At 56.7% G+C, this 9,444-nt stretch carries 7 protein-coding genes and 2 pseudogenes; 7 read left to right on the top strand and 2 right to left on the bottom strand.

Going from position 1 to position 9,444, the window contains the following annotated elements; translation table 11 throughout:
* Positions 1-156 precede the first annotated feature (156 nt).
* Complete coding sequence (locus tag AACT07_RS22000) at positions 157-1,788, bottom strand: methyl-accepting chemotaxis protein (RefSeq protein WP_069530049.1); 1,632 nt, start codon at positions 1,786-1,788, stop codon at positions 157-159.
* 387 nt (positions 1,789-2,175) lie between these two features.
* Between AACT07_RS22000 and AACT07_RS22005 the strand changes: the two genes are divergently transcribed.
* From AACT07_RS22005 to pseC, 6 genes are all read left to right on the top strand, one after another.
* Positions 2,176-3,108, top strand: coding sequence for a ZIP family metal transporter (locus tag AACT07_RS22005; RefSeq protein ID WP_069530050.1), 933 nt, complete (start codon positions 2,176-2,178; stop codon positions 3,106-3,108).
* A gap of 171 nt (positions 3,109-3,279) precedes the next feature.
* Positions 3,280-3,972 (top strand): 5'-methylthioadenosine/S-adenosylhomocysteine nucleosidase, encoded by a 693-nt coding sequence (gene mtnN, locus AACT07_RS22010; RefSeq protein WP_069530051.1) that lies wholly within the window; start codon positions 3,280-3,282, stop codon positions 3,970-3,972.
* Positions 3,969-4,931 (top strand): cobalamin biosynthesis protein CobD/CbiB, encoded by a 963-nt coding sequence (locus AACT07_RS22015; protein ID WP_069530052.1) that lies wholly within the window; start codon positions 3,969-3,971, stop codon positions 4,929-4,931. Before mtnN ends, AACT07_RS22015 begins: the two co-directional genes overlap by 4 nt.
* On the top strand, positions 4,924-5,769 hold the full coding sequence (locus AACT07_RS22020) for a cobalamin-binding protein (protein WP_069530053.1): 846 nt from the start codon (positions 4,924-4,926) through the stop codon (positions 5,767-5,769). Before AACT07_RS22015 ends, AACT07_RS22020 begins: the two co-directional genes overlap by 8 nt.
* A gap of 159 nt (positions 5,770-5,928) precedes the next feature.
* Positions 5,929-6,933, top strand: coding sequence for a UDP-N-acetylglucosamine 4,6-dehydratase (inverting) (pseB, locus tag AACT07_RS22025; protein ID WP_069530054.1), 1,005 nt, complete (start codon positions 5,929-5,931; stop codon positions 6,931-6,933).
* Positions 6,930-8,081 (top strand): UDP-4-amino-4,6-dideoxy-N-acetyl-beta-L-altrosamine transaminase, encoded by a 1,152-nt coding sequence (pseC, locus tag AACT07_RS22030; RefSeq protein ID WP_069530055.1) that lies wholly within the window; start codon positions 6,930-6,932, stop codon positions 8,079-8,081. Before pseB ends, pseC begins: the two co-directional genes overlap by 4 nt.
* A 120-nt stretch (positions 8,082-8,201) precedes the next feature.
* Here the strand turns inward: pseC and AACT07_RS22035 are convergent.
* Positions 8,202-8,730: pseudogene (locus AACT07_RS22035) on the bottom strand (IS3 family transposase); the annotation flags it as partial.
* A gap of 70 nt (positions 8,731-8,800) precedes the next feature.
* On the opposite strand from AACT07_RS22035, the pseudogene AACT07_RS22040 reads away from it, so the two are divergent.
* A pseudogene (locus tag AACT07_RS22040) lies at positions 8,801-9,444 on the top strand (transposase); the annotation flags it as partial.

Raw genomic sequence — 9,444 nt, forward strand, 5'->3', positions numbered from 1 at the left:
TACCCTGACCTTCATTCTCTTACGAAGAACCCCAACCATCAGGCCTCGTAACGATTGCCAGATAAAAAACACCCGGCACATGGCCGGGTGTCGTGAGGGCAGACAAAGCGCCCCGACTTTTATGAATAAAGAGGCCGGAGCACTCCAGCCCCCTTATCAGGCGAGACGGAAGCGACCGATGGTCTGCTTCAGACCCACCGCCAGCTGGCTCAGCTCCAGACAGGCGCGGGCAGTATGATCGGCGCCCAGAGCCACCTCGTTGGCGGACTCGTTGATCCGCTCGACGTTGCGGCCCAGCTCGTCGGAGACCGCATCCTGCTCGCCGCAGGCGCTGGCAATCTGGATCGCCATGTCGGCAATCTGGGCTACCGCCTCTTCAATCTGCTGCATGCCGTTGCTGGTCTGCTCGCTCTGATCCACACACTGGCGGATCATCTCGCAGCTCTGGCCCGTCACCTCTTTCGCCTGATTGGCACGCGCCTGCAGGGTTTCGATGATGGCCACGATCTCGCCGGTCGAGGCCTGGGTACGACCCGCCAGGGTGCGCACCTCGTCGGCAACCACGGCAAAGCCACGGCCTTGCTCGCCAGCGCGGGCTGCTTCGATGGCCGCATTGAGGGCCAGCAGATTGGTCTGCTCGGCGATGCCGCGGATCACATCCACCACCACGTTGATCTGGGCAGATTCGCGCTCCAGCTCGGTCACCAGCATGCCAGCCTGCTCAATCTCTTCAGCAACCTGGGTGATGGCCACCAGCGAACGCTGCACATCCTGGTTGCCTTTGCGAGCCAAAGTATTAGCTGCACTGGCAGACTCAGAGGTGTGCTCTGTATTGTCCGCCACATCGGCCACGGTGGCCTTCATCTGGGTCATGGCCGTCGCCACCAGCGAGATCTCCTGCTGCTGGCTCTGAATGCCCTTGGCGGACTGCTCGGAGACGGCGCTCACCTCATCGATGGCAGTGCCAAGCTGGGTGACCGCAGCCACCACCTCTTCAATCAGGCCGCGCAGGTTGTCCTGCATCTTGAGAGAGGCTTTGGCCAGCATGCCCAGCTCGTCACGGCCGATGTGCTGACGCTCCAGCTGATGGGTCAGATCGCCGGCGGCAATGGCGTTGGCTTGAGCCACCACGGCTTGCAGCGGCAGGCAGATCTGGCGAGTCAGGAACCAGGTCATCACCACCATGAACACCAGCAGGGCACCGATGCTCACCATGGCGAAGGTGGTCACCATGCTGACGCTGCCAAGCAAGCTGCCACGGTTCTCTTTGACGAAACCGAGGTTCACCTGGATCAGCGAGTTGACCGCCTGCTCCAGTGCCCCGAAGAGCGGGTTGGAGGCAAACAGCTGGGTTTTGGCCTGATCATGCTGACCCTGCACCAGCAGCATATCAAACTCGTTTACCGAACGTTGATAAGTGAGCCACTGTTGTTTGGCTTGGTTAAACACCTGGCGCTCGTTGTCGGCACCCACAGTCGCCTCGTAGGCACGAAATGCCTCGTCAACCTTGCGAATATTCTCCTGAATGCGGCCACGACGGGCCTGCAAGTCGGCGGCATCATCCACCATCAGCAGGGCAAACTGAGCCCGACGTACATAAGAGACGTCGTAGAGCAGGGTTTCGACCGAGAGCACGCTCGGCAAAGTGGAGTCGGTAAAATTCAGCACCCGATCGCGCACGCCGCGCAATTCACTGGAGAGAAAAACACCGAAGACAACGTTGACTGCGGCAATGACCGCAAAAACCACGGCAATCTTTTTGCCGATGGAGAGATTCTTGTAAAACATGATTGGCTGTTGATCCTCAACTGCTGACAAGCAGGTAAACAGTAGCGATCACATCCGTATGAGCTGATCCCGGCCATTCCTGACGGGAGATGGAAGGTTGCGAAAGCGGGGGAAGGACGATTTCGCGAGGCGCGCACTCTATCACAATATCGCCCAATCTTTCACCATATCTCACCAAATGAATGCAAGCTGATTTCCTTCACAACCAGACATTCATCACAAAATATTTATAGCGACCAAATCATTTCAAATAGTTAACCGATAAATGCAATCGAGGCAGTGGCATGGACAAGGGGCCATCAACTCGTTGTAATGACCAACATAATCCGATGGCGGAGCGCCATCTCCCTTCGTTGTAACAATTTGCTGTAACAAGAGGCCCTGTTTATGGATAACAGCTCGTATCTGTCTGCTTCAACTTGGTCTGCCCAGCTGCGTGAACAACTGCAGGCGCGGCCACTTACCGCCCTCGGTCTCTTTATCGCGCTGGCTGCCGTCTTGTTGCTGCTGTTGCAGAGTCTCATCATGCTCGCTACCGGCGAGGTGACCAGCGGCGTGCGCTACGGCCTGATCGGTGGTACCGCCGGGTTTGCCGCCACCGCCATCGGCGCCCTGCCCGCTCTGTTTCTGCGCTCGGTACCGCAAAAGGTTGAGGACACCATGCTGGGCTTTGCCGCCGGCATGATGCTGGCGGCCAGTGCCTTCTCCCTGCTGCTGCCGGGACTGGAGGCTGCCGAGGGGATCACTGGCAACGGCTTCAGCGCCGCCGCCGTGGTGGTGGTCGGCATGACCCTCGGGGTGCTGTTGATGCTGGGACTGGATCAGTTCACCCCGCACGAGCATGACAAAACCGGCCCCTGCGGCCCCGGCCATGAGAGCTGCTCCCGGGTCTGGCTGTTCGTCTTTGCCATCGCCCTGCACAACCTGCCGGAGGGAATGGCCATCGGGGTCAGCTTCTCGCAGGGGGATATGTCGGTGGGGCTGCCGCTCACCACCGCTATCGCACTGCAGGATATTCCCGAAGGACTGGCGGTGGCACTGGCCATGTGCGCCGCCGGTTTTCGCCCCTCGGTGGCGGTGCTGGTCGCTATCGCCAGTGGCCTGCTCGAACCGGTTGGTGCCCTGCTCGGGGTGGGGCTCTCCAGCGGTCTTGCCATCGCCTACCCCATCGGACTTGGGCTCGCCGCCGGCGCCATGCTGTTTGTGGTCTCGCACGAGGTGATCCCGGAGACCCACCGCAACGGTCACCAGACCTATGCCACCCTCGGCCTAATGGCGGGTTTTGCCCTGATGATGACCCTCGACACCGCGCTCGGCTAAAGGCCCCCTCTGATCTCTAACCAATGCTGTTGTTGTCACCTGCGGCGCCTCCATATGGGGCGTCGCACTTCATCTATCCTTTCGTTCGTGCCTCTCGGCGCCGACGCCATCTTTTGTTATGATCTACAGCAACTTAAATTCAGCCACACGGCTATCAAGACGAGGTCAGCAATGAAAGTAGGTATTATCGGCGCCATGGAGCAAGAAGTAGCCCTGCTGCGCAGCCAGATGAGCAACCCCACCACCCTGCAACTGGGCGGCTGCGAGTTTTATCAAGGGATGCTGGCAGGCAAAGAGGTGATCCTGACCCGCTCCGGTATCGGTAAGGTTGCCGCCAGCGTGGCCACCAGCCTGCTGCTGGAAAAATTCGCCCCCGACTGCGTCATCAATACCGGCTCTGCAGGCGGTTTTGCCCAGGATCTGCACATCGGTGATGTGGTGATTGCCAGCGAGATGCGTTTCCACGATGTGGACGTGACCGCCTTTGGTTACGAGATGGGCCAGATGGCGCAGCAACCCGCCGCCTTCCCCTGCGACGAGAAACTCATCGCGGTCGCTCAGGATTGCATCGCCGAGCAGGGCAAGCACCAAACCAAGGTCGGCCTTATCTGTACCGGCGATCAGTTCATGTACAAACCGGACGCCATCGCCAAGGCTCGCGCCGACTTCCCGCAGATGCTGGCGGTCGAGATGGAAGGGGCCGCGATCGGTCAGGTGTGCCACATGTTCAAGGTGCCCTATCTGGTGGTGCGTGCCATGTCCGATATCGCCGGCAAGGAACAGGTTGAATCCTTCGATGCCTTCATCGAAGTGGCCGGCAAGCACTCCGCCGAAGTGATTATCAAGATGCTCGGTAAGCTGTGATCGAGACCGGCTCGCTTGATTTGATGGCCGACGCCCTCCTTTCGACGATGGCGGCCATTCTGGTAGGGGCTGCCCTGCTGGAGGCGGTGATCCCGTGGCCATCCCATCTGCGTCTTTCGGCCGTCACGCCCTTGCTGACCCGGCTGGGGCGCAAGGTGCACAGGGCCGATGGCACGCCACGCCAGCAGCTGCAAGCAGGTATGTTTGCGATGCTGGTGGTATGGGTACCCTGCGCCGCCGGGCTCTGGTCATTACGCAATCTGGCCCTGAGCGAGCCGATCTTCGACCTGCTGTTCTTGCTGCTGATGCTCGAATCCCGTCCGCTGCGCGAACTCGCCCATGCCACCCGCTCGCTCGCCACCCAGGAGACCCTGCCGCTGGCAAGATTGCAGTCTGCCCACTGGCTCAAACGGGAGACCGGCAAACTCTCGGCCATGGGGCTCGCCAAAGCGGTGACGGAGAGCTGCGCCCTGCGTCTGGTCGGCCAATGGGCTGGCCCGCTGCTGGGATTTGCCCTGGCTGGCGTACAGGGCGCCCTGCTCTGGCGGCTGGTGCAGCTGATGAACCTGAGCTGGAGTCGCAAAGATCCCGCCTTCGACCACTTTGGTCTCGCCACCAGCGCCCTCTATCAGGGGCTCAATGCTCCCACCATCCTGCTGTTGGGGCTGCCGCTCCTGCTCCCGCGGCTCAAGCAGGCCGCACAGCTGCTGCGCAATGGTGCGCTCTGGCCCTATCCCACCATCGGGATGCTGTTGACGCTACTTGCTGACAAGTGCCGGATCCGCCTTGGCGGCCCCCGCTACTATCAGGGCACCTTGCAACGCTGGCCGATACTTGGCAGCGGTGATGACCCCGACGGTGAGTCACCGCGCAAGGTGCTCAATATTCTGCAAGGAATTGGCTGGGGCTGGTTGATGCTGGCGCTGCTTGTCACTGTGGCGAGGTTATTTCATGGTTAGATGGTTGCGATTGCCGCTCTGGCTGCCCTGCGTGTTGCTTGCCTGGTTGCCCGCTGCGCTGCAGGCAGCCACTCCGAGCCGGGTGGTGAGCGTGGTGCCCCATCTTACCGAGCTGCTTTATGACATCGGTGCCGGCGACAAACTGGTGGCCATCGACGATGCCTCAGACTATCCCCCAGAGGTCAAAGCTAAGCCAAAGGTGGCGAATTATCGCAGCATTAACGTCGAGGCAGTACTGGCGCAAAAGCCAGACCTCATTCTCGGCTGGCGCTCGGCTCAGTCACGGATGCTGGCTCCGCTGGAGCAGCTGGGTATCACGGTTTTCTACTCGGAGCCCACCAATTTTGCCTCGCTGGCGACCGAAATGCGGGCGCTGGGCAAATTGCTTGGGGTGGAGAAGAGTGCCAACGAAGCCGCCGATCGCTATCTGGCACGCCTGCATTACCTGCAACAGCGCTATGGCCAACCAACCGGTGTCAAGGTGTTCTACCAGCTCTGGTACCCACCGCTCACCAGCGTCAGTGGCAATGCCTGGCCGGCTCAGGCCATCGAACTCTGCGGCGGGATCAACATCATGGCGAATGCCAAGACCCCTTACCCTCAAGTGGACATGGAACAGGTGATCAGGGCCAACCCATCGCTGATCCTGGCGGGGAGTCAAGATCCTGACGCCCTGCGTCACTGGCAACAGTGGCCAAACCTTGATGCGGTGAAACATCACAGACTGATGCTGGTCAACTCCGATGAGCTGCACCGGTTCACCCCAAGAACCCTCAATGCAGTGGAGCAGATTTGCCAAACTATCCGGCTAAGCTCGCAAAGCACCAGCACATCTTGATACATCACTAATGATGAGGATCGACCTGAAGTGTTCTGGATGGCAACCAAATCTTTACAACTGTTTTTGTGTGAATGGATCACACTCTTTACAGAAAAAGCTGGTACTTTATTTGCTAGCATATGATTCATCTACTGTTTTTGAGACGAGATGCCCACAATGTTCAACGATAAAACGCTACTCATAACTGGTGGCACTGGCTCGTTTGGCCAGCGATTGGTCAAGACAGTACTGGAACGTTATAAACCCAAACGCCTTATCATTTATTCTCGTGACGAGCTGAAACAGTTCGAGATGCAGCAAGAGTTCAACGACCCCTGCATGCGTTATTTCATTGGGGATGTCAGAGACGCCAACCGCCTTACCATGGCAATGCGTGGAGTGGATTACGTGGTTCATGCAGCCGCACTCAAGCAAGTGCCCGCCGCTGAATACAACCCCATGGAGTGCATCAAAACCAATATCCATGGTGCTGAGAACGTCATCCAGGCAGCCTTGCTCAATCAAGTCAAAAAGGTTATCGCCCTCTCCACTGACAAAGCCGCTAACCCGATCAATCTCTATGGCGCCACCAAGCTGGCATCAGACAAACTCTTCGCGGCGGCCAACAACATTGCGGGTCAAGACCCAACCCGTTTTGCAGTCGTTCGGTACGGCAACGTTGTTGGTTCCCGTGGTTCTGTTGTTCCCTTCTTCCAAAAGCTGATTGATCAGGGTATTGATGCCTTGCCCATCACCCATGAGGAGATGACGCGTTTCTGGATCACCTTGCAGCAAGGGGTGGATTTTGTCCTAGACAATTTTGGGCGGATGAAGGGAGGGGAAATATTCGTTCCCAAATTGCCATCTGTTCGCATCACAGATTTGGCCAGCGCCATGGCACCAAACCTGCCACACAAGATCATCGGCATTCGCCCGGGAGAGAAGCTCCATGAAGTGATGTGCCCTGCCGATGATTCTTATCACACCTTTGAGTTTGGTGACTTCTTCGTGATTGGCCCAACCATCAACTTCAATAATCGCAACAACGATTTCTCCAAAACAGCGGCGGGCGAAAAAGGAAAAATGGTAGAACAGGGCTTCGAATATAACTCTCGCAGCAACCCTCATTTTTTCAGCATCGAACAGCTACAGAAGATGAACCAGAGTAAGGTAGCAGAATGATCCCCTACGGCCGCCAATCCATCAGCCAGGCAGATATCGATGCTGTTGTAGAGGTTCTCAAGTCCGACCTCCTGACCCAGGGGCCCGTTGTCCCCCGCTTTGAGCAAGCAGTAGCCGATTACTGTGGAGCCAAATTTGGGGTGGCAGTCAATTCAGGTACAGCAGCACTGCATATCGCCTGTCTAGCACTAGGCGTCGGCCACAGGGATTGGGTCTGGACATCGCCCATTAGCTTCGTTGCATCTGCCAACTGTGCTCTCTATTGCGGTGCACAAGTCGACTTCGTCGACATTGAGTCCGATACAGGGAACATGTGCGCAGTGGAGCTGGAGAGGAAACTGATTGCCGCCAAGGCAGAAGGAAAACTACCCAAGGTGGTCATACCGGTGCACTTTGCAGGCCTTCCCTGCGATATGAAAGAGATCCATCGCTTGGGGCAAGAATATGGCTTTCGGATCATCGAGGATGCCTGTCACGCCCTCGGCGCTCGCTATCACGATGAACCCACCGGCAACGGCCGCTACAGCGACATCACCGTCTTCAGCTTCCACCCGGTGAAGATCATCACCACCGGCGAAGGAGGGATGTCCATGACCAACGACCCTGCGCTTGCCAAAAAGATGCGCATGCTCCGCAGCCACGGCATCACCCGTGAACCGGAAGACTTTATCAATGAGCCGGATGGCCCCTGGTACTACGAGCAGCAAATGCTCGGCTTCAACTACCGGATGACTGATATCCAAGCGGCATTAGGGTTGAGCCAAATGGCCAATCTGGAGACATGGATTCACACGCGTAATGAGATTGCCCGGTACTACTTCGAAAGGCTGGCACCGCACCAGCTACCTCGTCATTTCAACACAGAGCGGCGTAGTGCCTTCCATCTCTATGTTCACCATGTAGCCCCTGAACAACGCAGTGCGCTCTTCCAAAAAGTACGTGAACAGAATATCGGTGCCAACGTGCACTATATGCCTATTTACAAACAACCTTGGTATCAAAATTGGACTCAAAAACCACTGCCCTCTACAGAGCAATTTTACGCAGGCGCAATGACCTTACCACTCTTTCCTTGCTTAACAAAAGCACAGCAATTGAAAATATGTAGTCTACTTTCATGTACAGGGCATTTAGCGCCTACCAATTGAAATACATAGAAAGCTTCGCGTGAGACCCAGCTCTCTCACCAAAAAGCGAAGCCTATAACCATTATCAATGCTAATCACTATCTGGAGTGAGGTGTCCTGACAAGATCGGACAGTCCCGTATCAAGCCGCCAGATCTGTTCTCCAATATCTCTTGGTGAATTCTGCCTGGCTGACATTGCCAAGTCATTAGTGCCGACGTTGGCGGTTATAAAAAATCTCGATGTATTCCTGAATTGCCGACTTGGCCTCCGCTCTCCTCTTAAATCGATGATGGTGAACTAATTCATTTTTAAGAGACCCCCAAAAACTTTCTATCGGGGCATTGTCAACGCAGTTCCCATCGCGTGATATGGAGGTCTGCATGCCAAATTGTACCTGGAGAGCCCGGGAAGCCTTGGCACAATACGGACTACCCCGGTCTGTGTGATGGATGAACCCAGCTGGCGGCCGCTTCTGCTGCACGGCGCGAAACAGGGCCTGGCAACCCGGTGGTCATGTTCTCTCCCATCGAATAACCCACTATTTCAAAGGTAAACACATCCTTGAGGCCTACCAAATAAAGCCAGCCCTCGTCGGTGGCGATATAGGTGATATCACCGGTCCAGACTTCGTTGGACTTGGTGGGCGAAAAAACCTGGCCAAGGATATTTTTGTAGTGGTCTAATCATCCCGGACACCATTTTAGGTGGTACAGTCGCCACCATGACCTGAGGTGTTCAATGACAAGATTACGTCGCTCATTTACTGCCGAGTTCAAACTGGAAGCCGCATCCCTGGTGCTCGACCAGGGATATTCTGTCCCTGAAGCCAGCAGTTCACTGGATGTCGGTGAAACCGTACTGCGCCGCTGGGTTCAGCAACTGCAATCCGAACGCTGTGGCACTACCCCAATCAGCAAAGCGCTGACTCCGGAGCAGCAGAAAATCCAGGAGCTAGAAGCCCGTATCAACCGACTCGAACGTGAAAAGGACATTCTAAAAAAGCTACTGCTCTCTTGATGGCGGACGATTAACCGTGAGCGCATGCAACAGCGCTGTGAGTTGCGCCGTTTGTTCAAAGAAAGCCGGAACTCAGCGGGCAGCCGTGCCTTGATGTCGATGATGTGGGAGTGGGGTATCAGATTGGTCGAGTCAAAGTACGTAACCTGATGAAGGAAGCCGAGTTGGTATCCAAGCAACCGGGCGCTCATCGCTATCAGGTCACTCGGTCTGAACGACCGGACATTCCCAATCTGCTGGCCCGTGAATTTGATGTCCAGCAACCCAATCAGGTGTGGTGTGGCGATATCACCTACGTCTGGGCCGGTGGTCGCTGGCATTACCTGGCAGCGGTTCTTGACCTGCACACCCGGCGGGTCGTGGGG

Origin of the sequence: Aeromonas sp. ANP5 (genome assembly GCF_963870295.1) — a bacterium.
GTDB classification, from domain to species: Bacteria; Pseudomonadota; Gammaproteobacteria; order Enterobacterales; family Aeromonadaceae; genus Aeromonas; species Aeromonas veronii.

Coding starts and splice junctions, on each gene's coding strand:
- AACT07_RS22000 (WP_069530049.1), bottom strand. CDS start 1,788: ATGTTTTACAAGAATCTCTCCATCGGCAAAAAGATTGCCGTGGTTTTT.
- AACT07_RS22005 (WP_069530050.1), top strand. CDS start 2,176: ATGGATAACAGCTCGTATCTGTCTGCTTCAACTTGGTCTGCCCAGCTG.
- mtnN (WP_069530051.1), top strand. CDS start 3,280: ATGAAAGTAGGTATTATCGGCGCCATGGAGCAAGAAGTAGCCCTGCTG.
- AACT07_RS22020 (WP_069530053.1), top strand. CDS start 4,924: ATGGTTAGATGGTTGCGATTGCCGCTCTGGCTGCCCTGCGTGTTGCTT.
- pseB (WP_069530054.1), top strand. CDS start 5,929: ATGTTCAACGATAAAACGCTACTCATAACTGGTGGCACTGGCTCGTTT.
- pseC (WP_069530055.1), top strand. CDS start 6,930: ATGATCCCCTACGGCCGCCAATCCATCAGCCAGGCAGATATCGATGCT.